Genomic DNA, 22991 nt, shown 5'->3' with positions numbered 1-22991 from the left:
CCACGCAAAGTTAACAGGGGCGCCTCCATGACTGTTGTGCGTAAACGTCATTCGGCTCGCCGCCCGGCACCAGGGGTTATGCAACAACGCCGCTTCGAAGACTTGATTCATCACCATGACGGCAGCGTCGATGTAGGCAGAAAGCAGCGTGTCAAGCGCGTTTGCCGTCGAATGATCTCCTACCAAGGCCTTCGCAATATCCTCCCCGATACCCTTGAAGAAGGGCACGACATAGGTCGAGTAATAGCCGACGTTCATACCGGCCGTGATAATGATCGCCCAGCTCGCCATTCTCATAAAGAAATCCATGATCGGCGTGTCGGTGGAGCCCCGCCAGTAGGAAGTCATCACGAGCATGACGTAGATGGAGAAAAAAACGGCCATCAGCGGACTGATCAGCGAAATGATATTGGCTGAACCTGTCGTGATCGTTCCAAGTACAGACTCGTCAAAACTATCAAATAACTTTTGGAAAACGGCTATCACGTTGTTTCTCCGATTATTATTATTATTCTTCAACCCAGTGCTCAACTTGAGAGGCCCATGGCACGTCTTTGTTCGCGCTGGGATTCGATTTTTTCCGTGCTTTTCGGGTACTGCTTTTCAAGCAACCGATTAACTTCAGACTCAGAGGCCGGCGCAAGGAATTTCTTTCTAAGCTCCTCAGATTGACGTTTATTCTTTTCTTCTTGGCTCTCGCCACAAGCGCCAACGAACAACGTCAGGAGAATCATTGCAGCGGTGATGGTCTTTTGCATGTTGACTTCCTATTAATTTGAAATATCCACCTCAGAACGAAGCGGGCGCGAGAAATTTCTTTCGCAGCTCCTCTGATGCCTGTTTCGCTGCCAGTCGCTCCTCAACGTCCTGCAGCTTGGCCATCAGGTTCAGGCGAACTTGTTCGTTCTGGATCATGGCGTTCTCGGCGCTCAGCCGGTTCAGCAGGTCCGCTTTTTCGGCCGGGTCCTGCGTCAGGTCAGAGCGTCGCATCAGCCCCTCGATGTTCTGCAGCCGTTTTAGCGTCGCGTCGTACGCCTGCATCGACATGGCCTTGTTGGCGCCCACCGCGTCGATGTAGCGCTGCTGGCCCGGTGTCGAAGCCGTCATGCCCTCAGCTTGCTGGATCCGCTGGGCAGCGCCACTGATGCCCTGCAGCTGACCACTCTTCACCTGGTCATAGATCGACTGCCACTGGTCTGGCAGATAGTTGCGCAGGCTCGGGTCGTTCAGGATCTGACCCAGCGCACGATTCCCTGTCTGTGCAGCGAGCTGCGAGGCAAGCGTTTGGTATTGCTGTGCCTGCGTTGTGACCTGCTGCTGCAAGCTCTGATTCATGAGGATTGCCTGCGCGATATTGGCCACGTCGATGGTCGGAATGCCTTGGGCGTGGGCCGGGCCAGGCAGCCCCGATACAGCAAAGGCCAGCACACTGGTATGGCGTTACGCCGCGGCGGCGGCCTCGCCCGGGTCGCGCTTGCCCTTGCGGCGTTCCTGGAACAGCTTCGTGCACAGCTCCAGGTTCGGGCTGTGCTCGTTCCAAATCTCTTCCCAGATGGCAACGTTCTCCGTACTGCCGGAAAGCACCGCGATTTCGTCCCAAAAGCCGTACAGGTCCAGCTTTGCGAACACGGATTGGTTGCCCTGCTTGACCAGGAACGTCCGCGACTGCTTCGAGAGCTTCTTCAGCTCAGCGAACTCCTTCTCGGTCAGATTGCAGCGCTTGTAGGTCTCGTACTCCGCGTCCGGGTTGGCGAGGTACACCTTGGTGGCGCACTGGTCCCGGATCGCCGGCCAGATCGGGCTGTTGATGGCGTCCTCCGGTGACTGGGAGACGAGGATCAGGAATTCATCCGCCTTGCGCCCCGTCTTTAGAACCTTGAACATCATCTTCTGCGTGGTGGGGAATTGCGCCGGCAGCCAAAACTCTTCCATGATGGTGGCCAGCAACCCTCCCTTCTCCTGCATCAGGTCCTTCAGATGCAGCAGGTAGGCGAGAATTGGTTCCGACGGCTCGTAGCCCGGCTTCAGGAAGTCCGTCACATCGAAGCCGATCACATCGACCCTGATGTCGTGCATCTCGCTGGGCGCGTTGTCCAGCGCCCAGGCAAAGCGCCCGTCTGTGGCATAGCACCATTTGGCCAGCCTTGCCGCCAGGCAGTCGATACCCATGTTCGGGATCGACTCGAGGATGCGGCTGAAGCGTCGTTCGCCGACGTTCTCGATCCGATAGACCGTATCCACCGCGGTCTTGATCTGCGCTTCTTCGTCCGCCGTCAGCTTGCCGTCCTGATCCCTGCCGCACGCGCCTACCAGGTCGTACAGGAACTCGCGATTCCTGGGCGTGTCCGGTAGGCCGAAAGGCGCCAGCCTGGTTGGCTCGCCAGCCTTGATGGCAAAGTACTCGCCGCCCATGTGACGAATGAAGATTTCCATCCCGCGGTCAACATCGAGCGCAAAAATCTTGGTGTTGAAGCGGCTCAGGAAACCGATGACCGCCAATTGAATGGTCGTCTTGCCGACCCCTGTCGCACCAATGAACGTGGAGTGACCGGCGACCTTCTCACCCAGGTTGTCCTCTTTCTCGCGCGAGGCGTGCAGATTCAGGTGATAGAGCCCCTCTGCCACCGTGTGCACCGGCATGACGGCTGAGCCGTCGCCGAGCGGGTTGCCACGGGCCTTGCCCGACGAGTAGTTGTGCATGCTGAAGGTGGCCGCCAGGTTGCGCGTCGACTTCATCATCGGCCGCGGCTTACGCGCATAGCCAGGCACCTGACTCCAGTAACTCACTGGCGCTGACAGGCTTGCCTTGATCCAACGAACGCCGCACAGGTTCAGGGAGCGCGCCGACACCAGCTCCCCGTTGTCGCGTGCGTCCTGTGCCGTGTCGCCGTAGACCACGAGCGCGCCGTGGTAATCCCCGAACGCCAACTCGCGGCCGCTGATCTCGCCCTGCGCCTGATTGAGTTGCGCCAGTTGCTTCGTGGCCCCATCTCCGACGGAGGTTAGCTTGTTGATCTGCGCGTCGATTGCCTTCTTGGACTCATAGGTGCCCAGGCAGCTAAAGGACTGCGTGATCGTGAACTCGGCCGGCAACGCGAGCAGCGCATTGAGCTGGCCCCAGCTGCACTCGGGGAAGTCCTTCAGGTCGTAGCACGTGGCAAACTTGGTGGCGCCACCAGTGCGGATCTCCAGCACGTCATAGCCGAAGTGCAGATGAGCGCTGGGAATCAACGAACGCCCAGCCGCCGTCGTGACCGGAATGGGCTCATCCACGCCATTGATGAGTTCGCCGATGAACGCATAGGGTTGGGAGAACAGGATGCCGTTGCGTTCCTCGGTCACCAGAATCTCCGGGTCATAGGTCTGCAGGGCGGTGACCATTGCGCTTCCCAGGTCCTCCATCTCCGCAGTGCCCTCCTCCAGGTCTTCGACGCGCAGCACGAAAGAAATATAGAAGGCGTTGTCGAAGTACTTGCCGTCCCGAAAGCGCGCCATGTACTTGTCCGCGAAGCGCTGCATGAATGCGTTTCGGAACACACACGCCTGGTCGAATCTGGCTCGCCGACGCGAGAATGTGGTCCAGATCGCCAGCCGGTTGCCCTTGTCCATGGCGCGCGCGGCGAGGATCCGGTTCAGCGTGTCGAACTCGTTCTGGATCACAGCGTCGTTGATCGACTCGAACGGCATGCCGGCCAGGCGCATGCACAGCATCACCTTGCCATCCTCGAAGCTGGTCACAGTCGGCGAGACCGGCAAACCAATGCGCGGGAGCTTGTCTTCGACAGCCGGCATGCGCCGTAGCAGGTCACTGATGAACATAGGAGCGGTTCTCCTTGGCGAGGCGCGCATACGTGCGCGACACGAAAGTCGGCTTGGCCGCCGTGACGAACGCGCGTGCCGCGTCCGCAAGCTGGCGGCCATAACGCAGCGGTGTGAGCGTGTACGTGTTCCCGAAGCACTTGGCATTGCGACGGTCCAGGACACAGCGCACCTCAAGGTAGAGGATGCGCAGCGCCTGGTCGTCCGTTTCGCAGATGTGTTTGAAGAACAGCAGCACCGGGATAGCGGGCATCCCGAAGAGCAGGCCGCCCGGCCCGAAGACCGCGCCGCCAACGACGGCCAAGATGACGGCCGTGCAGACAATGGCCAATAGCGGCATGAGGGGAATCCCCCAGATCCCCGCGGTGCGGTCCAAGCCGGCGTAGGCCGGGTAGGTCTTTTTGTCGCTCATGAGCTGAACAGGTTCCACAGCCAGGGCACTAGCACCGTCACGGAACCGACCGCAGCCACGCCGGCGCAGGCACCACCGAAGTCATGGACCCAGTTGCCACGTCCGCCCCAGCACTCCAATCCCTTCCAGGCCAGGTAGATGACGGCCACGATGCCGAGAAAGCCGTAGAACCAGATCTTGAAGTTCATGGCAGCGTTCGTGCCGGCGTCCAGACCACCGGCCAATGCTGCTTGTGACAGCAGGCCAAGTGCGATGGCCGCCAGGAGAAGAGAGATTTTGCGCATAGGGTTTCCTTTGAGAGCGATGGGAAAGGTCAGAAGTCGTCGAATGCGTCCCACTTGGCACGCGGCGGGCTGCCGTCCTGTACGGATGGCGCTACGGGAGCGACGTCCGCTTGGACGGCAGTGGGGTGAATGCCGGCTATGCCGGCACCTCGGCCGGGCACCGCTGGCGGACGAACGGATCGAGGCTGCCGGGAACCCGGTACGACCGGAATCGGTTGGACGGCTGGCGCTGGGATGCCGGTCGCCGGCACCGGCGCATTGGCTAGCACGCGCTGCACATAGCTGGTCTTGCCTTCCGCCACAAAGCCGCGGGTGAAATTGCCGCTGTAGTAACAGCTCAGGGCACGCTGCAGCGCAGGTTGACCAGTGCCTACCAGGGCGGCCGCACGGCCGTAGCATTCCCCCAGGATGGCCGAGCTGGCGCGCAAGTTCTGGCAGGGCTCAAATACCGAGTCCAGATCCAGGCGGTAGCGCTGCAGATTGGAGACGTTCACCTGCCCGAGGCCGGCACTAAAGTTCCAGGCAGCCGCCTGCAGGGCGCGCGCGGTGGCGACGGCCTCAGCCTTGTTGGCGGGCTGGCGCTGCAGCCTGCCGCCCGCCACGCCGATGGCGAAAGGATTGAAGCCCGATTCAGTGCGCACCACCGCGTGCAGCGTCGCGACATGCGTGTTGGGTGCGCACTCTTGCGCGAGGCTTCCCAGATCAAGCACCATGGCGGACCTCGTGATGCAACGTGGTCTTGCGCTTGCGGGTGGCTCCGCTAATCACCGAGTGCCCGGCAACCTGCAGGGCTGTCTCGGTGGCGATTTCGCAGGGGACATCGGACAGGATCTCGCCATCGGATTCGTAGATGACTGTCCTATATCGCGTATTGCGCGCGGCATCCATCGCCGCTTCGCGGGTCATGCGCTTGGGAATGGACAACCCCAAGGACGCGAGCTTGCGCAGGTAGTAGACGAGATCCGAGTAGCGCGTCACCTGGGGATCCGTAAGATGGCTGTACACCGCCAGCCTGGGCGCCTCTGGTGGCTCGGCATGCCCGACGCAGAGGGTGTGGTACTGCTTGGCAGAATCCCATCCGAGCCGGATCTCGACCGGCCGACGCTGATAAGCAGACGCATGGATGTGCCGGGTCATCACTTACCCCTTCTTGAAGCCAAAGCGCTTCGGCTTGGCCTTGACCGCAAAATCCGGCTGACCGCCGGCGTCCGGAAACGTGGCCGCGCACTTGGGCTCGGCCTGATAGTTCGAGCAGCCCCAGAAGGCGCCGTCTGCTTTCTTGATGCGGCGCAGCTGCCCGCCCTGGCACTTCGGGCAGAGGACCGTCGCCGCCTGTGGCAAGCGCATCGTGGCCGTACGCATGCCCTGGACCACCTTGGTGATGAAGCCGACGTTGCGCTCGATGAACTGCGCGTACGTGATCTCACCGGTGGCCACCGCATCGAGGGCGATCTTGAACATGCCTGCCATGGTTGGATCCTTGACCGGGCTCGGCAGCGCATCGATCAACTCGCGTGCGACCGGGCTGCTCTCCAGCTTGGTCTTGCTACCCTTGACCGGAACCAGGAAACCGCGCTCGCGCAGCTCCTTGATGATCCCTGCGCGCGTGGCGCTGGTACCGATACCCTTGCCCGCCTTGAGACGGGCCTTGGCCGCGGGATCGGTCGTGTACTTCTGCAGGTCGATCATGGCGGCCATCAGCGACGCTTCATCAAAGCGCGCCGGCGCCTTGGTCAGCTTCTCCTGCAGCTCGGCGGCTTCGCAACGCGCAGCATCACCCTGCGCCATGGCCGGCAGCGTCTGGCTGTCACTAGCTGTGGCCCCGTTCTCACCGGCTTCGCCGCCCCCAGGCGTTTCTTCGTCGGCCGGCGCATAGACTTCGCGCCAGCCGGCGGACACCGGTGTCTTGCCGCTAGCGGTCAGTGTTTCGTCGACGCACTCGACATTGACCTTGGTCTTCAGGAAGATCGCGTGTGGGAAGAACTGCGCCAGGTAGCTGCGCACGATCAGGTCATAGATACTGCGTTCCAGCAGAGACAGACTCGACAGATCTGCCTTTGCCACAGTCGGCACAATGCCGTGGTGCGAGGTGCCCTCGACCTTCTTGTCGTTGAACGCCGCCGACTTCAGCGCGGGATTCGCCTTGGCGATGAGAGGAGTCATGCCCGGCAGGTTATGCACCAGCGCCGCCAGGATCTCCGGCGCGTCGCCATGCTGTGCCTCGGACAGATACCGCACTTCGGTGCGGGGATAGCTCGTGACCTTGAGGACTTCATACAGCTGCTGTGCGGCATCGAGAACTTCCTTGGCAGTGAAGCCGAACTTGCGGCAAGCCGCCACCGTCAACTCATTGAGCGAGAGTGGCAGCGGCGGCGCCTCGGGCTTTTCCGCCTTCTCGTAGCTGGTGATGACAGCGGCTTGTCCGGGCAACATGCCGGCCAGGCCGCGCGCGATCGCACCGTAAATCAGCCGGCCCTCTTCGTCCAGGCCGGCCTGGTTGTCCTTGGCCTGCCAGCGGGCGGCAAACGCGCCATTGGCGTGCTGCAGCCTGGCCTCGATGGTGAAATGTGCCACCGGCTCGAAGCTCTCGATGGCACGGTCACGATCGACCACGATCTTTGTCGCGGGAGTCTGCACGCTACCCACCGGCAGCACGCCATCGAAGCCGAGTTCTCGCGCCCGCAATGTGGCGGCGCGCGTAATGTTGAGCCCGAACAGCCAGTCGCAGTGCGACCTGGCCAGCGCCCACTGATACCAGCCGCGGAACTGCGGCTCCTCGTTGTCGCGCATGTTGGCAAGTGCTTCCCTGACCTTGGACGCGTTGTAGTCGTTCACCAGCAGACGGCGCACCGGCTTGCGGTTGCCCAGGAACAGCAGCACTTCGTCCACCAGCAGCTGGCCCTCGGCGTCAGGGTCGCCCAGGTTGACGACCTCGCCCACCTTGGGCAACAAGGCCTTGATGGCCTCCAGGTTGCGCTGGGTGTCTTCCCGCGGATTGAGAATCCACCGCTGAGGCACGATCGGCAGATCCTGCGCGCGCCATACCTTGCTGCCGTTCCTGGTCCGCGGCAGATTGTCCGGCAGGTAGGCGTCGGGCATGGCCTGCTCGAGCACGTGACCAGCGAGCGGCACGAAGTAGTCATCGCCCACCTGCGTGGCGATGCCCTGGCGCTGCGGCGTTCCCGGCAGCACGGCGATGACCGCCTGCGCCAGGCTCGACTTCTCCGCTATGAAGAGCCGGCTCATTACGCGGCCTCGGCGTGCTTGACGGCAAAGCGCAAGAAGGTCATGCATGGCTCCTCGCGCAACGGCTGATCAACGAAGACGCGTTCGCACAATGTGTCGCGGGTGTGGAAGGCCGCCGGATTCTCGTCGCGGATGCGCGAAATGACGCGATCCAGGCACTCGCCACCGAACTCAGCTGAGCGGTGAAGCTCGTCTATTTGCTTTTGAGTGAGATGCATGTGAAGGCTCCCAATGCGGTAATTGGCGATTTACCAGTGCACGCGCTGATACAGCTGGCTGTCGATGAAAGCGTCGATGTACCGCGGAGAGTTCGCAGGGTTCATCGTCACAATGCGGTTGTAAATGTCTGTCTCCGAGTAGCCCCCATTGTCATTCCCGTATGAAGCCACCGAGCCGATCAGGTTGCCGACGCAGATTTGCACGCCCGGTGGGCTGCCAGCGCTCGTTGTGCCGTCGCTATCTCGAGCGCCCTGATATAACGTCGTCGACGTTCCATTTGCACCGCCGAGCACCGCCGACTGCCCCGCGCCCAATACCGTCGTGCCGGTGGGACACGGGTCCTACCACGAATAGCCCTGCATCGCGTACGCACTGCCCGCTTCGTCGCAGGTCGGGAAGCTCCGGCCCTTGCGGAGATCGCTGTAGAGCTGGTCGATGGGCGGCGCGCAGCCGTCGGCCGCCTTCGGGCCGTTCGGGTTCGCCAGGCACAGCAGCACCTTGCAGCCAAATTCACTGGCGTATGCATGCGGCGCGAGTGCCGAGAGAACCGAGGCAACGACAACGACGAATAGAATTCGACAACGGGGGGCGCGATTACGATTCGCGCGCAAGCCTAAGACGCAGAGTGATACATTCACGCGCACAGGCAGAGAGATAGTCATTGTGAGTACTCCAGGAATCTGCGAGCCGTTGTTATCGCTTCGGCGGAGGATGGAACCAACTCATCAGCTTGGCTCGACCCTCGGAGCCCACCGCGTAGAAGCCATCCGCGGCACCGAGGTCAACGAAAACACGGCGTTGCTCTCTCAGCTTGCCCTGCAGGGCGCCGAAAAGAGCGCCAGAACGCCCAACGTGATCAACGCCTGTTTCGTCGAAAAATCCCCATGTCGAAGGCCTCGCCGGCGGCAGACCGTCACAACATCCCGGGGGAGGGCGCGCGTTGTCCCCCTACATGCGCGGGGAGAGCCTGGCGCTTGCACTACAATACTTGCAGCCATTTGTGTCGTCTCTGTCAAAGCTGTGGCGCTTATGGTCAGGCCCGCCGCGGTGTTGGTAACACCGCGGCGGGTCGCTTCTTCGGCTAAGTCGCTCCTCCCCCTTTTTTGCTCGGGAGGCTTGCCGGCTACCTTTCCAGCAGCATCTTCGTGGTGATTGCGAAGCTCACTTCGAGCCTCCTCACCAAAGTAGGGGGTATGCCGGGATAAAACCGGACATTACACACATAAGCCTGGAATTAATAAGCAAGGCGGCTTTTTACTGTAAATGGAAAATGATCATGAATATTCTGAAAGCCAATGGTGTCGATCTAGATAAATGCTGATAAAATCGGTGCGCATGTTTCGATAATTACTCGCTACTGTCCGACGCCCGCGTTTGTTCGATAGGGATGGAAACTCCCAGCCTCTTCAGAACCGTGATGACGTTCGTATAACGGTCGTACCGGTTTTGGATCACTGCCTCCTCCGCCTGACGACGCTTGTCCTGGGCCTCGATCCAGTCGCGCAACGCGACCGTGCCCTCCCGGTAGCGCGCTTCGTAGAGGCGCTCGGCGATGCGAGCGTCCTCCAGGGTGGCACCGAGATGCGTCTTTGCCTGGCGAAGCTGAACGCCGGCGGAGAGTGCGTCGTCGACCTCGGTGAATGCCGTTAGCAGAGCTTGCTGAAACTTCAGCGATTCCTTATCGAACTCGGCCTGCGCCACTGCGGTCGTCAGCCGGGCCTTGCCGATGTTGAGGAAGGGTAGCGCGATATTTGCGGTCAGCGTGCCGATAGGGTCCGACAGCACACGCAGCAGGTCGGTGCGGGCGTCAAGGGAGATGGTAGGGTAGAACGACACGCGCGCCACGTCGACGGATTCTAGTGTATTCCTCAAGCGCATTTCAGTGGCTCGCAGGTCTGGGCGTTGCGATAGCAGTGAGACCGGCAACCCTGCGGGTAGAGGTGCGACGTCGTAGGCTGGCAATGCGCTGGGTTCATATGCCGACAGATTTTGTCCGCCGCCCAGAACCGACAGTTCGTTGCGTGCTATCAGCCGGTCCTGGACCAGCTTAGCAAAGGAACCCTCCTGACCCTGTAGCGCCTGACGCGCCTGGGCTAGCTCCAGCGCGGAAGCCGCGCCGTAGGTGTATTGGGCCTGCACTAACGTCAGCGTGCGCTTCGCGTTGTTGAGGTTCTCGGCGTTCAGACGAATGCTGTCATTGAGCCGACCCAAGCGAAAGTACAACTCGCTAGCCGTTGCCAGGAGCGTGATGCGGTGATCGCGTAGGGCTTGGTCGGTGGCCTGAGCCTCCCTAGTCGCGATGTCATGCTTCTTTCCCAGCTCGTTCCACAGATCGACTTTATAGCCCAGCGATGTACTCACCTCGTAGCTGCGGGACGTAGGCACGCCGCCCAGCAGCGTACTGCCCGCACCCGCTGTGGGTTGGGGCCAGAGCGCATTACCTGCCAGATCTGCTTGCAGTTGCGCTTTGCGGACTTCGAGCGCTTTAACGGCCAGCCCCCGGTCGCTGTTCTCCACGGCCACCAGCAGGAGACGCAGTTGCGTGTCCTGCAATAGTGCTGCGGGCACCGGTGCTACCTGGGCAGCCCCTATGGATTTGTCGGCAATGGCGCCTTGCTTCCAGTTTTCGGGAAGCCCGCTCTCGGGTAGCTTGAAAGGCGTGCGGGTGGCGCAGCCCGCGAGCAGGATCAGCACCGTGCTGGTTGCCACCCAGCGTGCTGAGGTGAGCGTCTGGCGGTTCTTCATGTTCATTACTCCCGGGCCAAAGCCACAACGGGATCGAGGCGTGCTGCGTTGCGGGCCGGAAGGTATCCGAATGCGATGCCGATAAGCGATGCGCAGGCGAAAGCGGCGACGATGGCTTGGGCGCTGTAAATCAGCGTGAACGCGCTGGAGAACGTGGTGAACAGCCAGCCGATGCCGAAGGACAGCGCGATGCCTAGCACGCCGCCGATCAGGCTTACCAGCACGGCCTCGATCAGGAACTGGTGCAGGATGTCGATGCGGCGCGCGCCGACGGCCATACGCACGCCGATCTCGCGGGTGCGCTCATTGACCGATACCAGCATGATGTTCATGACGCCGATGCCGCCGACAAACAGCGTGATCAACGCGATGGTCGAGTTCAGGAGTGTCATCGTCGCGGAGGTGGATTCGTATGCCTTGCGCTCCTCGTCCGAGTTTTGGGTCATGATGTCTGAGTTCCCGCGACGCCACTTCAGCAGGCGTGTTATCGCGTGCTCCGCTGCAGCCGGCGAGGCCCCGTCCCTGACGCGGACGGTGATGCTATCGAGCCGCGTCTTGCCGCTGATGCGGTCGGTGACCATGGTGTAGGGCGCGAAGATCCTTAGGTTCTGGCCTGGCCAGCGGGTGAGCGTGGCGCTGGGCGCGGCCACCCCGACCACGCGTGCCGGCACGCCGCCCAGCATGACGATCTTGTTCAGTGGGTCCTCGCCATCGGGAAACAGGGTCTTGCGGGCCGCAGGGTCAATGACAATATCCTGGGCGCGGCGCGTGACGGCATCGGCGTCGAAGTTGGCGCCAGCCGCCAGGCGGATCCCCATGATCCCGAAGTACTGCTCGTTGACGCCTATGACATCGGCGGTGGCGGACACATTCCCATTGCGGGCGGTCAGTGAAACTTGGGCTATCGGCGTGGCACCGGCCAGATAGGGCTCTAGCGCCAGGGCCTCGGCATCGCTGGGGCTTAGCCCAATGGCGCGCTGTGCATCCAGGTCGCCCCAGCCGCGCCCAGTCCAGATGTTGATCGTGTTGGTGCCGAGGACGCTGATGTCGGCCAGTACCTTTTGGTGAGATCCCTTGCCAACAGCCACTACGAACACCACCGCCGCCACGCCGATGACGATGCCTAGCATGGTGAGGAAAGTGCGCAGGCGGTGCGCCGCCATCGCAATCATTGCCATGCGCGTCGCCTCAAAGGTGCGATCCTTGAGTGCCAGTAGTGATGCGCGGGTGCGGCTGCCGTGTGGCTCAAAAGACCTGATCGCTGGCATGTGCCTTTCCGTCGATCCCATGGCCAATACCGGACGGTCGGTGACAATCTCCCCGTCGGCCAGTTCAACGATTCGGTCCGCGTGCTGGGCTACCTTCATGTCGTGGGTGACCAGAATGACCGTATGGCCCTCGCCGTGCAGTTCCTTGAGGATCTGCATGACCTCTTCGCCGCTGCGGCTGTCGAGCGCACCGGTCGGCTCATCGGCGAGGATGACCTCGCCGCCGTTCATGAGGGCGCGGGCGATGGAGACACGTTGTTGTTGCCCTCCCGACAACTGACCGGGACGGTGGTGGTTGCGCTCGCCCAGGCCCAGCCGCCTGAGCAGGTCGAGCGCGCGGCGCTTGCGCTGCGCGGCAGGTGTACCGGCGTAAATCGCGGGAGTTTCGACATTGCCCGCCGCGGTCAGGTCCGACAACAAGTGGTAACGCTGGAAGATGAAACCGAAGTGCTCGCGACGTAGCCGCGAAAGCTCCTCAGGCCGGAGGCCGCCCGTGGAACGTCCGGCGATGCGGTAGTCGCCGCGTGTAGGGCGGTCCAGGCAGCCAAGGATGTTCATCAGCGTCGACTTGCCGGAGCCGGAGGACCCAACGATGGCCACCATCTCGCCGGCTTGGATGCGCAGCGACACATTCTTAAGTGCGGCAACAGTCTGCTCTCCCGCAGTGAATTCTCGCCAGACGACATCGAGCTGGATCAGCGGTGTGGGCATGTTTATTGTCCCCAAGTGGTTTCACTAGGTATCGCACTGGCGGCATCCCCGATCACCACGCGTTCCCCAGGCTGAAGGCCAGAAACGACCTGCACCCGAACGCCATTGTTCAGTCCCACCTGGACCGGGCGAGCAGCCACCTTTCCCCTGTCATCGACGACTCGTACGGTTCGGGTGCCGTCGGGCTGCCTGTCGCCCAAGGCGGTCACGGGGATGGTCACGACGTCACGGGCTTCGTCCAGCACGATGTGGACCTGTGCAGTCATCAGGGGGTACAGTTCGCCGTCTGGGTTCGGTATTTCGAACAGCCCGTTGTAATAGATGGCGGTCTTGGTCGCTGCTGATTGCTGGCTTGTCCCAGCTGTGGATTGCTCGGCCTTGGAGGCGATAGAAGCTGGCGCCGGCTCTATCGACTGCAGTTTGGCGTGGTAGCGTTTCTCCGGGTCGCTGAGCACTGTAAAGTAGACGTTCTGGCCCGGCTTCGCCCGCGTCACGTCTGCTTCCGATATCTCAGCCTTTACCTTGATTACGCTCAGGTCGGCGAGCATCACGATGGTCGGGGCGGACTGGTTGGCGTTGACCATGCGGCCCTCCTCGGTAACCACCGCGACGACCACACCGCTCATAGGCGCGGTAATCCGCGTGTAGCTCAGGTCGGTGCGCGCGGTTTGCACGGCCGCACCATCTTGCTTGATCTGGGCATCAAGCGACGCAATCTCCGCCAACAGCGCGTCGCGCTCGGTCAGGGCATTTTCGTAACTGTTGCGCGGCGTGGCGTCAAGCTGCAGCAAATTGCGCTCGCGGGTGAGTACGAGCTCGGCCTTACGGAGCTTGACCTGACGTACTCGGCGCTGCGCCTTCACGTTCTCCAGCGCGGCCTCGGCCTTGTTCAGGGCGTTACGTTGCGGCTGCGAGTCGATGTCCGCGATCAGCTGGTCGGCCTTCACGGTATCTCCGACCTTGACGTGTAGCTTCATAACCTGGCCGGTAGCGCGAGCGCCGACGCTCACTAGCTTGACGGGCTCCAGCAAACCGCTGGCCAGTACCGTACGTTCGATCGGCTGCACCGTGGCTTCGGCGGTGATGAGCTCGGATGCCTGCTTTCCAGCGTGTTCATTCGAAGCGAAGTAAGCCGCCGCAGCGATGATCAGGACACCGGCCGTGGCAGTGCCTACGGCTCCCGACAATGGTCTTCTCATTGGCAAATCACGCAAGAGCGCTTGTAAGAACTGGTTGCCTTGTATTTGATCCGGAAGGAGAGGTTCGTTGGGCTAGGGCAGCGAAAACGTATTGTCAGGATTGCGTAAAGGCTTCCTCTGTGGGATCCCTGACATACTATTATCGAGTCCTCACCATTTGAAGGAGGCTTGGCCTTGCACTTACTGTTGGTGGATGTTGATGAGGACCTGTGCAAGATGCTCACGGCTTATCTCAGCTCTGAGGGATTCTTCACGACTACCGTTGGCGACGGTGGGGCAGGGGTGACGGCTGCGTTGTCCGGAAATTATGATGCGGTCATCCTGGACATCATGCTGCCAACTTTGAGCGGCATCGATGCGTTGCGCGAGATCCGCCGGCGTAGCGACGTACCCATCATTATGTTGACTGCGCGGGGCGACAAGCTGGACCGGGTGGTAGGGCTGGAAATGGGGGCCGATGACTATGTGCCAAAACCTTACGATCCGCGGGAGCTAGTCGCGCGTGTGCGTGCCGTTCTGCGCCGGCGGCCGTTGAGCGGAGTTGGGGACCACTCTGAAAAGGTCTCGATTCGGGGCTTGGTCCTTTCGTCGAGCAGTAGGAAAGTCATCTGGAATGGTCGGCCAATCGAGTTGACCGCATCGGAATTCAACGTGCTGGAATCACTGATGCGGGTCGACGGTGCAGTGAGATCAAAAGATGATCTCACGCTGGAAGCGCTGGGGCGCCGACGCGAACCCTATGATCGCAGCCTGGACGTCCATATCAGCACCAGAAGCTGCTGACCAAAGGCGCTCGAGACATTTGAAATAGAGAGTCCGCGGAGTCGGCTATTGGATAAAGGTGGAATAGTGAAATTGCGCTTGTTCTGGAAAATTCTTCTTGGGTTCTGGATCACCAACCTCTTTATTTTCAATGCCGTCTCGATAGCCTATGCTGTGCGGTGGGGGGACGGATTACGGATGAATCGGGAGGTCGCTAAGATCGTCGCTCCCTACCACTTGTCCGCGGCCCAGCTGGCAATCGAGTCAGGCGGGATGGCGAAGTTCAAGAAGGTGTCGCAAAGCTGGAAGGCACAGAATTCGAACTGGCCCGGCGGCTACGAGCCATGGAACCTGTTGACGGTCGTTGAAGCGAAGCGCGTGGCCAAACCTGAGGAGGGTCCCCAGGAACGGCGCGATATCTGGGTCAAGCATGCGGTCGACCCTGAGTCGAATGAATGGGAGCTCCGCTACACGCTGCCGCCGGAGACAGGCTCTTGGAGCATCAGGGAACTCTTCAGGTTCTACCTGGAGGTGGAGTGGGCGATTCCGGCCGCGCTGGGCGGCCTAGTGTTCAGCGCGATCCTGGCCTGGTACCTGAGTCGACCGTTCCAGCGGTTGCGCAACGGGTTTCGCAGGCTGGCCGATGGCCAGCTCACTACCCGGCTGCAGCCCTCAATGGGCCGGTGCCGCGATGAGATCGCTGATCTCACGAACGACTTTGATCGCATGGCCGAACGGCTGCAGCAACTGGTGCTGGCACGTGATCAGCTACTGCACGACGTCAGCCATGAACTGCGTTCGCCGCTGGCCAGGTTGAGTCTCGCCGTGGCGCTGGCGGGCCAGGATGCGCGCACCCCCACGGAGCCACTGCAGCGCATCGAATCGGAATTGGAGCGGCTGGACGACCTGGTCGGCGAACTGTTGTCTCTGTCCCGGCGTGAAAGCGGCGAATCGGAACTTGATGCATATTTCGATATGCGCGCCTTGGTGGATGCTGTCGTAGCCGATGCAAGCTTCGAGGCCCAGGCTAAGGGGATCGCGCTGGTAGCACGGATCGAAACGGAACAACAAACGCTGATGCAAGGTAGCGCGGAACTCATCCGCCGCGCGATTGAGAACATTATCCGCAACGCCATCCAGTTCTCCGCACAGGGCGATAGCGTTGAGGTCAGCCTATCGGTGGACGCCGATCCGCACCAGGTGGTAGTGCAGATCGCGGACCGTGGCCCGGGTGTGCAAGAGGCCGACTTGTGTCGGATGCAAGAGCCGTTCGTTCGACTTCATAATGGCCTGAGCCGGCAGGGCTACGGATTGGGGTTGGCGATTGCCAGCCGTGCTGTAAGCAGCCACAGGGGAACCCTCGTTTCCGCCAACCGTGCCGACGGGGGACTGGTCGTCACGGTGAGATTGCCGCTGGCGAGTATGGTGTCCCACCTAGTGGAGCACATCTTCGAGAACGAAGGCTGAAGAAGGGGCGGGTTGAGCTTCTAGGGCCCATGCAGGGGCGCGTGGGCTCCTTTCTACGCACCAGTCTGACCAGGGGCGGGTCTAGTGTTGCCGCCTAGGTCGAACTGCAAGGGTGTATCCGTTGCGCTCCAGTCTTTGACGTTGATGCGGTTTCTGATGTAGAAGCTCCGTGTCTGGCTCTAGTGAGGTATCCATGTCATCAAGCTCTGTGGCACTCGTCGAGTCTTTCATCACTATGCCGGAACTGAATCGATTACTCGGCGTACTTCACTGCGATTATGAAGTAGACATCCAGTGTGATCGCGATGGATTCTGGACGGTTCACTTTGTTGTGGCAACTCGAAAATTTACGCTTGCTACCTCTCGTGGATCGAGAAGAGGATGGCGGCAATTGGAGGCGGTATTCTGCTTTCTGAAGCGGGAATGTCAGGCTTGCCAGCAGATTCGCTTGCATATATCAAAATGGACGTTGTCGTCTGACCGGCTGTCAGCGGGACAACTGGCGGGCCGCGGGGCGCTGCGCCCGTCCCAGAACGCATCCGATCGCAACCAGGGCCGCGAGCTGTCGTCCGCCAGTATCTCCCACTGACGGCGGAACTTGAGGTCGGCTTGCGCGAGCCGCGCGGCCGTCGCGAGCCTCCTGGCGATGAGGTCCTACTCGTGAATCTCCTTCTGCCGCACTTCATTCAGTGGGCCACTGGGTCGGTCTGCGCGAGCCATTGTCCCTTTCTGGAGCTTATCGCCGAGCGGACTGGATCTGGTCGTTGACCTGCGCAGACGTCGACCTGTCTGGACGCCTGTGCCGTGCCCGTTTCCATGTCGCCGCGCTGGACTTCTGCGGTCAGGTACTGCGGCTGCTTGTCCCGCGCGATTCAGTGCCAGGCGAGTGTGGCGGGCATGACGACGGTGACCTGGTCGGCGGCCGCGTAGCGCCAGGGGCGTGAGGTTCTGTTCATGGCTCGCTGTGCGTCGGGCGTGAGCGACCGTTTGTTGTCCGGCAGCGAAATCAAACGGGGGCAGACAAGGGTTATGACTCGCGAGGGTCATTCGGCTCTCGCGCCTGCACTGCAGTGAGATCGGAATCCGCTGGCTCACGAAGGGCGAGCTTACCGGAGTACTCATGCACGCGGCCGTTCTCGACCCGATATGCACGATCCGCTACTTCGAGCAGTGCATGACGGTGCGTAATCACGATCAACGTTGGCACTTGTTCCCGGACCCGCGCGAAAATCCGTGCTTCGCGCCCAACGTCAAGCGATGAAGTCGGTTCATCGAGAATGACGGCGGACGGGCGGCGCGCGAGCGCGCGACCTAGCGCGACACGCTGGCGTTCCCCACCAGATAGTGCCCTTCCCTGGATTCCTAATTCCCGATCAAGCACGTTTCCGTGTCCCTCACTGGCGAGTTCCTCCAGTTCCAGCAACGCAACGAGATCGTGCAGATATGCGTCGGACGGCGGGCTGTCGCAGCCGTATGCCAGATTCGCTCTGAGTGTTCCGGTCAGGATCATGGGCGCTTGCGGAGCGACAGCGATCTCGCGCGCGATGTCGCTGACGGACATATCGCCGACGTCTGCGCCGTAGAGGGACACCGTTCCCGATGTGGGGCGCGCAAGTCCGAGCATCAGGTTCGCCAGGCTCGATTTCCCCGCGCCTGACGGGCCGGTGAGCACGACAAGTTCATCGCGTTTGATCGTCATGTTCACATCACGCAGAATCTGCCTTCCGGCGTGCGTCACCTCCAAATGCTCGAGGCGATAGACATCGGGCGCCGAGAGGTCGAAGTTTTTGTTGGATTCATGCCGTTCGGGCGGCAGATCCAGGATGCCGAAGCCCTCGCGCAGCGCGAGATGGTTGCGGCGCAAGTCGGACAGCGAGCCCGCCAGCGCGGTGAATGGCATCGCCAGTGCGACGACATAACCGACAATCATGACGAAATCGCCCACCTGTAATGCCGATTGCGTCACGCCCTGGGCCGTGGTTACGGTAAACAGGGTGAGTAACAGCCCGGTGCAGACCGCCTGTGCGGCGAGGAGGAGCGCGAGGCGCGCATTGCCGCGCGACAGCTTGCTTACGTAGACGTCGAGAATCCGGCGCAGCGCCGCATCTTCCCTCCGGTATGCATTGTTGAGCTTGATGTCGAACAGGAAGCCGAGCTTCTCGACGAGATGGCTCGATAGCATGTCGGCACCACTGAATATCTCCGCGTGGGCGGTCTTGCTCTTGCTCGCAAGAAACCATGTCGCCGCAAAGAGCGCGAGCATAGAAAAAACGAAAACGAGCGCGAACGTACCATTGGTCAGCCGCCACAGTACGGCGCTCGAGAGAAGGAGCTGCAGCGCGGTGGGCACGATGATCCAGAACACCGTGAACGTGATTGCGCTGAAGGCTGCCCGGCTTCGTGTCACGACCGAAACGAGCTTGCCGGGATCTTCATCCGTCAGGCGTGCATAGTCTACGCGAATGAGACGGGCAAACATGACGTGATGGAATGCCGCGTCGCATCGTGCGAGCACAGCCGCAGAAATCATGCTCTTTATCCATTCGAATGCGCTGGACGCGGTCCAGGCAAGCCCGTATGCGCCGGCAAGCACGATCGCATAACCTTCGGGCCGTTGCGCGCCATCCACCGAAAGCGCATTGGTTGCCTCTCTCAAGAGGTACGGAACAAGCGTGGAAAGTCCTGCGACAACGGCGACGAACAGGGTAGCCCCAATGAAATGGACCGGCAGTGCCCGATATCTGGCGACCGTGATCTTGTAGGCGAATATCCAGTCCTTGAATAGTACGGCAGCGAATCGCATCGTCATGTCCTAGAGCTACATCTTCGCGCGGCAGTCATGCGGAGCCGTTTGGTCACACCTTACCGTCAAGGCCGCGCACGAACATCTCCGCGGCATATACTCGGGTGATCTCCATCAAGCCCGTCGGATATCCCAGTGCCGCCCGCTTGATGATCTTGCTCATGCCGTCGACATCGATGAACCCTGCGGATGCGCACCAGCCGTCGAGACAGGTTTCCCGAACGTGCGCGTGGTTCGCCGTGATGCCCTGCAGGGCAGCATGCATGATGTCGCCCTTGTCGGTTCGCCAGAGGTTCGGCAATCTCGACGCACGATAGACGGCTTGCCGCACGTTGAGTCGATTGTAGTCGGCAGAGAACGTCTCTTCGAGTCTTGTTCGCAGAGCAAGTTCCACGATGGGCTGGGAAAGGAACGGCATGACGGGCCGGCTGTGCGACGGGTAGGATTGCACGAGCGCGTCATCGAGGATCGCGGCCAGCGCCGCTATCTGATGGCGCCTGCCAGGTTTCAGTCGCAATGAGATATCCGGCAACACGTCGTCGTACAAACCTGCGACAGGCCGCTCGTTTTGTTCCCCCTGAACCACTGCCTGCGCCTTCTGGCTAAACGCGCCGCGCAGATGCTCGGCAGCCCCGTTACCCGCAAGCCTGAGGACGCTCCAGATCGGCAGACGGTACTGGATCGACAACGCTATCAGCGCGGACGCAGCGCGCGCCATGCGAAGACAGGATACCGTGTCGACGAGTAAGCAGAACGGTGGTGGTGCGAGGTACAGCGAATCGCCGCCGTGGCCGTTCAGCATCACACCGTCATTGCCGGGAAAGCCCCGTCCTGCCATGTCATCTTCACGCGCGAGGAAGCACAGCTTCGTGGTGGGGCGCGCAACGACCCGCAAGCAGTCGACGGAAGTGAACGGCAACCGCGCCAGCAGCGGATACGTCCTGTGCTCGATATCGCAGGATTCTGCGACACTTCTGGCGATCGATACCTCATTGGAAGACACCCGCATGGGATCGAAGTGCGTGATTGCCATCGTTCGCCTGTGCAGTTCCGCTCGCCGCAATGCAACCGCCAGCGAGGTAGAGTCTACGCCGCCGGAGAGCTCTAGAACGATCGCATCCCGGTCACGCAACATCGACCGATGCACCATCGTCAGCAAGTCCACGAACTCCCTGTTATCGGCCTGCGTCCCCCAACGCCAGGGTGACCACGCGCGGAACAGTTCCGGTGCGTCAACGCGCGCCCAGCACAATGCCTGCCCGGGTGGCAGCAAGGAAATGCCGCTCCACCCGGTTCTCGTTGCGTCACCACAACCATGGAGGAGAAACTGATGCAAAAAGCGGGTATCCGGCTCGCGCGCTGCGTCACCAATCGCTGCAAAATCGGCAATCCGGTTCCCGACATGCAGGGTGCCATCGGCGGCGAGACGATAGAACACCGGATGCTGACCGCAAGGGTCGGTGAGGATCAGGAACCGATTCCGGAGCTTGTCGTAGACGATGACAAAGTAGGGGCCCCAGAACCGCCGGCTCATGTCTTCTGGAGCTCGCAGGACAACTTCCACAACATCGGCAGCCGATGCAGGCATTCCGCTGTCGCCGGAGAATATCCGACCAGAGATGGCCCAGCATGCTTCGGGGCTCTCCCCGAACGTCGATGGATCGGTGTGTGCCGACGGGCAGAAATCGGCGATGCGCCCGCGAGTGGTGGACCAAGTGTAGTGTCCCGATGCTCGTTCTCCGTCCGCTCGCGGGGCGTCGGGTTGAAGTATAACAAATGCCATGGTGATCCGACTCTCAGTTGACTTCCAGAATGACAGCAAGCTGATTGCGCAAACTAGGCTCGTCGCCGATGATCCGCCCTTCATGCTCGACCCAGGCATGGGCATAGAAGGGGCGGTTCTGTACGCCCATGACAAGTCGCAGATCAAATCCGTATCGAAAGCCAAGGAGAAGCAATGCGCCAGCCCATTCGAGACATTTTGTTTTCCTGGGATACAGCATGCAGGCAGCATTCAGTGACCTGACGAGGTCATCGATGTCCCGTCCTGATGTTAAGCGCCGCCGTTCCCGCTTTTGCTCTATGAGGTGCTTCAGCCCCGCCAGGCGCTCAGCCGCGCAGCACCGATGCACGGTGTGCAACGTCATCAAGGCGTGCGCTACAAGCACCGCGCCGTGGGAAAAGGAGACATCGTGGCTCGTCAGATGCCAGCAGTTCTGGGAGACGCCGGTGTAGTGGCGCTCAACCCTGTTGACGATTGACTGGACCGCACAATCATCCGGAGTCGGTCTGCATAGCGCATCGGGCGCGATGGTTTCGGCCCTATCCTTTGCGCTGAGGTGCAGTCTGCGGGATTGTTCCGCTGAGAGAACCGTATAGGTGTCGTCAAGTATATTCAGCGCGATCAGTTGATCTTCGAACCACGCAAATCGAATGTTCTCCGTCATGCCATCTTCATCGCATTCATGGTCGGCATATCCCAGTATCGCCGAGTTGTCCCCACATGCGATGGCATGTCGAGGCGCCGTGCCGTGTCTTGGCGGTCTGTCCGTCAGGCCCGGTGCCCCGAAGGGCACCGTTTCTAGACGAGGATCACTTGAATTGGTAGACCCACGAAAGGCTCTCCAGAATCGCGCCGCCGGCCTTTCCCTGCGTGCTATCCGTTGCATTGATCGTCTCGAAGTCGTCTGACTTCAGAACTTCCATGATGTCGTGATTGAAATGCATGCTGATTTCCTTTCGGATGAAGATCGGGATCGAATGCGAATTGACCTAGATTATCTGTCAGCTCCTTATTGAGTTAAGAGAGGCACTTGGAAGAATATGATTTGAACCTGGAGTCTGCAATGTGTATTTGCTGGATTTCATATACTACTTTGCAAGAATGCGCGTGTGTTTAATGCTTCGGTTTGTAGAAGGCAGATTTGTATTGCGAAATCGCAATTTGTGATGGGAATTGAATAAACGAGGCGAGCATCTCAGATGCGAATGTCATTTCGCAATAGTGGATCATGCGAAGAATAGCGAGTTCTTCGGAATCTCCCCCAAAGCCCATCTCGTTATACAGAAGTCATGATTCTTCCCGCAGTGCCTGAATGGTGAGTGCGGCGTCCATGGTTCGCTACATGCCGATCCAGATCGTCTTGGCGCCGGGCTCCCCATCGCTCTTGCGCCCAAGGAACCCACCCAGGGAAGCAACCAACCGAATCATCTGATTGAGTGTGTCAGGTGTGTTCGGGCGAGCTTTCTTAGCGAGCAGGTATGCCTCCCGAATCTCGTCGGCGTCGAAGAACAGGGACGCATCCAGATCCGGGCAGGTTCTGCCCAACCGCATCAAACGGGCAATGCGCCACGCCGCCACCATATACAACGCCAAGGCTCGCTCCACACGATCCATGTGCAATAGTTGCAGCGCCTCGACCTTGCCGCCCGTCTTCAGGACATGGAAGAATATTTCGATCTCCCACCGGGCTCGGTACCAGTCGAGGAGTTCGATGACAGCGTCAACGTCCTGTGCTTCCCGGTTCGTCAACAAGCGCCAAACCGCTGCCTTGACGCCGGCGGGCGCTCCGATCTCCCTGGCCTCTACACAGGTGAGCGCCGGGCCGGCCAGACCCGGCAGCTTCACATGGACGCGTAGCTCCTGTTTAACCTCGCGCGCCTTCTGGCCCGCACGCCCTGGCAAGATAAAAGGTGACTTCACCAAGTACCGGGCTAGCGTCGATGCTAGCTCACAACTTGCCCGCCTCAGCAAGGTTGCGGTTGTATTTGCTGCGGATCAGCCAGTCGGCCGGCTGGCCAAGTTCCTGGGCGCGCGCCATCGGCTCGGCGATGTCACCCTCGCGGTCCGTTACGTACGTACACCAGCCGTGTCTGGGGGCAGCAGCGCGGCTTGATCTGCAACCCGTTCGTACCTCTCGATCCAGCGGACGCTTTCCTTGATTCCGCTGCGGTGGCCATCCGGTCACGTTGTGCGGCCGACGATCTTGATCGATGGAGGATCATCCGATGCGTCCCGCTCCCTTGCGGCCTACCGCCGCTGCCGTCGCTACGACG

General features: G+C 60.8%; 20 protein-coding genes and 1 pseudogene. 2 read left to right on the top strand and 19 right to left on the bottom strand.

Annotated elements, in window-relative coordinates:
• The 14 genes from ACW4E8_RS35605 to ACW4E8_RS35540 all read right to left on the bottom strand — a co-directional run.
• Positions 1-486: type IV secretion system protein (locus ACW4E8_RS35605; protein WP_456808791.1), on the bottom strand; the 486-nt coding region annotated here is incomplete at its 3' end.
• A gap of 41 nt (positions 487-527) precedes the next feature.
• The gene (locus tag ACW4E8_RS35600; protein ID WP_456808790.1) at positions 528-758 is read right to left on the bottom strand and encodes a hypothetical protein; all 231 of its coding nucleotides are present in this window, start codon (positions 756-758) and stop codon (positions 528-530) included.
• A 31-nt stretch (positions 759-789) separates the two neighbouring features.
• Entirely contained in the window at positions 790-1428 is a 639-nt protein-coding gene (locus ACW4E8_RS35595) for a type IV secretion system protein (protein WP_456808789.1), read from the bottom strand.
• A gap of 12 nt (positions 1429-1440) precedes the next feature.
• Positions 1441-3921 carry a VirB4 family type IV secretion/conjugal transfer ATPase gene (locus tag ACW4E8_RS35590; protein ID WP_456808788.1) on the bottom strand — a complete coding sequence of 827 codons (2481 nt, stop codon included), beginning with the start codon at positions 3919-3921 and terminating at the stop codon, positions 1441-1443.
• The gene (locus ACW4E8_RS35585; protein ID WP_456808787.1) at positions 3806-4231 is read right to left on the bottom strand and encodes a VirB3 family type IV secretion system protein; all 426 of its coding nucleotides are present in this window, start codon (positions 4229-4231) and stop codon (positions 3806-3808) included. Before ACW4E8_RS35585 ends, ACW4E8_RS35590 begins: the two co-directional genes overlap by 116 nt.
• The gene (locus ACW4E8_RS35580; RefSeq protein WP_456808786.1) at positions 4228-4515 is read right to left on the bottom strand and encodes a hypothetical protein; all 288 of its coding nucleotides are present in this window, start codon (positions 4513-4515) and stop codon (positions 4228-4230) included. Before ACW4E8_RS35580 ends, ACW4E8_RS35585 begins: the two co-directional genes overlap by 4 nt.
• A 29-nt stretch (positions 4516-4544) precedes the next feature.
• On the bottom strand, positions 4545-5228 hold the full coding sequence (locus ACW4E8_RS35575; RefSeq protein WP_456808785.1) for a lytic transglycosylase domain-containing protein: 684 nt from the start codon (positions 5226-5228) through the stop codon (positions 4545-4547).
• A complete protein-coding gene (locus ACW4E8_RS35570) occupies positions 5218-5652 on the bottom strand; it encodes a hypothetical protein (protein WP_456808784.1) in 435 nt (144 codons plus the stop codon). The genes ACW4E8_RS35575 and ACW4E8_RS35570 overlap by 11 nt, the downstream gene beginning before the upstream one ends.
• A 3-nt stretch (positions 5653-5655) precedes the next feature.
• Positions 5656-7761 carry a DNA topoisomerase gene (locus ACW4E8_RS35565; RefSeq protein ID WP_456808783.1) on the bottom strand — a complete coding sequence of 702 codons (2106 nt, stop codon included), beginning with the start codon at positions 7759-7761 and terminating at the stop codon, positions 5656-5658.
• Positions 7761-7979 (bottom strand): hypothetical protein, encoded by a 219-nt coding sequence (locus ACW4E8_RS35560; protein ID WP_456808782.1) that lies wholly within the window; start codon positions 7977-7979, stop codon positions 7761-7763. Before ACW4E8_RS35560 ends, ACW4E8_RS35565 begins: the two co-directional genes overlap by 1 nt.
• Positions 7980-8321: 342 nt before the next feature.
• Complete coding sequence (locus ACW4E8_RS35555) at positions 8322-8642, bottom strand: hypothetical protein (protein WP_456808781.1); 321 nt, start codon at positions 8640-8642, stop codon at positions 8322-8324.
• A gap of 685 nt (positions 8643-9327) precedes the next feature.
• Positions 9328-10725, bottom strand: coding sequence for a TolC family protein (locus tag ACW4E8_RS35550; RefSeq protein ID WP_456808780.1), 1398 nt, complete (start codon positions 10723-10725; stop codon positions 9328-9330).
• 5 nt (positions 10726-10730) lie between these two features.
• Positions 10731-12704, bottom strand: a complete 1974-nt coding sequence (locus ACW4E8_RS35545) for a MacB family efflux pump subunit (protein WP_456808779.1) — start codon at positions 12702-12704, stop codon at positions 10731-10733.
• Between the two features lie 2 nt (positions 12705-12706).
• The gene (locus ACW4E8_RS35540; protein WP_456808778.1) at positions 12707-13891 is read right to left on the bottom strand and encodes an efflux RND transporter periplasmic adaptor subunit; all 1185 of its coding nucleotides are present in this window, start codon (positions 13889-13891) and stop codon (positions 12707-12709) included.
• A gap of 186 nt (positions 13892-14077) precedes the next feature.
• On the opposite strand from ACW4E8_RS35540, the gene ACW4E8_RS35535 reads away from it, so the two are divergent.
• Together ACW4E8_RS35535 and ACW4E8_RS35530 are read left to right on the top strand one after the other, a co-directional pair.
• Positions 14078-14686, top strand: coding sequence for a response regulator transcription factor (locus ACW4E8_RS35535; RefSeq protein ID WP_456808777.1), 609 nt, complete (start codon positions 14078-14080; stop codon positions 14684-14686).
• Positions 14687-14752: 66 nt separating this feature from the next.
• On the top strand, positions 14753-16132 hold the full coding sequence (locus tag ACW4E8_RS35530) for a sensor histidine kinase (protein ID WP_456808776.1): 1380 nt from the start codon (positions 14753-14755) through the stop codon (positions 16130-16132).
• Positions 16133-17159: 1027 nt separating this feature from the next.
• Here ACW4E8_RS35530 and ACW4E8_RS35525 read toward each other — a convergent pair.
• The 5 genes and pseudogenes from ACW4E8_RS35525 to ACW4E8_RS35505 all read right to left on the bottom strand — a co-directional run.
• Positions 17160-18935 carry an ATP-binding cassette domain-containing protein gene (locus ACW4E8_RS35525; RefSeq protein ID WP_456808775.1) on the bottom strand — a complete coding sequence of 592 codons (1776 nt, stop codon included), beginning with the start codon at positions 18933-18935 and terminating at the stop codon, positions 17160-17162.
• Between the two features lie 52 nt (positions 18936-18987).
• Positions 18988-20523: an asparagine synthase-related protein gene (locus tag ACW4E8_RS35520; RefSeq protein ID WP_456808774.1), complete on the bottom strand. Its 1536-nt coding sequence runs from the start codon at positions 20521-20523 to the stop codon at positions 18988-18990.
• A gap of 208 nt (positions 20524-20731) precedes the next feature.
• Entirely contained in the window at positions 20732-21382 is a 651-nt protein-coding gene (locus ACW4E8_RS35515) for a lasso peptide biosynthesis B2 protein (protein WP_456808773.1), read from the bottom strand.
• Between the two features lie 145 nt (positions 21383-21527).
• Complete coding sequence (locus ACW4E8_RS35510; protein ID WP_456808772.1) at positions 21528-21662, bottom strand: hypothetical protein; 135 nt, start codon at positions 21660-21662, stop codon at positions 21528-21530.
• Positions 21663-22056: 394 nt separating this feature from the next.
• Positions 22057-22893: pseudogene (locus tag ACW4E8_RS35505) on the bottom strand (IS4 family transposase); the annotation flags it as partial.
• Between the last annotated feature and the right edge of the window lie 98 nt (positions 22894-22991).

Source organism: Cupriavidus sp. CP313, from assembly GCF_054072015.1.
The sequence above is the reverse complement of the archived record's forward strand: the minus strand, read 5'-3'. Positions and strand labels throughout refer to the sequence as shown.

What these genes read in the sequence shown, in the direction of transcription:
- ACW4E8_RS35575 (WP_456808785.1), bottom strand. Translation starts at nt 5,228, where the DNA reads ATGGTGCTTGATCTGGGAAGCCTCGCGCAAGAGTGCGCACCCAACACG.
- ACW4E8_RS35590 (WP_456808788.1), bottom strand. Translation starts at nt 3,921, where the DNA reads ATGGCCGCCAGCTTGCGGACGCGGCACGCGCGTTCGTCACGGCGGCCA.
- ACW4E8_RS35585 (WP_456808787.1), bottom strand. Translation starts at nt 4,231, where the DNA reads ATGAGCGACAAAAAGACCTACCCGGCCTACGCCGGCTTGGACCGCACC.
- ACW4E8_RS35515 (WP_456808773.1), bottom strand. Translation starts at nt 21,382, where the DNA reads ATGACGGAGAACATTCGATTTGCGTGGTTCGAAGATCAACTGATCGCG.
- ACW4E8_RS35525 (WP_456808775.1), bottom strand. Translation starts at nt 18,935, where the DNA reads ATGCGATTCGCTGCCGTACTATTCAAGGACTGGATATTCGCCTACAAG.
- ACW4E8_RS35520 (WP_456808774.1), bottom strand. Translation starts at nt 20,523, where the DNA reads ATGCCTGCATCGGCTGCCGATGTTGTGGAAGTTGTCCTGCGAGCTCCA.
- ACW4E8_RS35550 (WP_456808780.1), bottom strand. Translation starts at nt 10,725, where the DNA reads ATGAAGAACCGCCAGACGCTCACCTCAGCACGCTGGGTGGCAACCAGC.
- ACW4E8_RS35510 (WP_456808772.1), bottom strand. Translation starts at nt 21,662, where the DNA reads ATGCATTTCAATCACGACATCATGGAAGTTCTGAAGTCAGACGACTTC.
- ACW4E8_RS35545 (WP_456808779.1), bottom strand. Translation starts at nt 12,704, where the DNA reads ATGCCCACACCGCTGATCCAGCTCGATGTCGTCTGGCGAGAATTCACT.
- ACW4E8_RS35560 (WP_456808782.1), bottom strand. Translation starts at nt 7,979, where the DNA reads ATGCATCTCACTCAAAAGCAAATAGACGAGCTTCACCGCTCAGCTGAG.
- ACW4E8_RS35555 (WP_456808781.1), bottom strand. Translation starts at nt 8,642, where the DNA reads ATGACTATCTCTCTGCCTGTGCGCGTGAATGTATCACTCTGCGTCTTA.
- ACW4E8_RS35600 (WP_456808790.1), bottom strand. Translation starts at nt 758, where the DNA reads ATGCAAAAGACCATCACCGCTGCAATGATTCTCCTGACGTTGTTCGTT.
- ACW4E8_RS35580 (WP_456808786.1), bottom strand. Translation starts at nt 4,515, where the DNA reads ATGCGCAAAATCTCTCTTCTCCTGGCGGCCATCGCACTTGGCCTGCTG.
- ACW4E8_RS35570 (WP_456808784.1), bottom strand. Translation starts at nt 5,652, where the DNA reads ATGACCCGGCACATCCATGCGTCTGCTTATCAGCGTCGGCCGGTCGAG.
- ACW4E8_RS35565 (WP_456808783.1), bottom strand. Translation starts at nt 7,761, where the DNA reads ATGAGCCGGCTCTTCATAGCGGAGAAGTCGAGCCTGGCGCAGGCGGTC.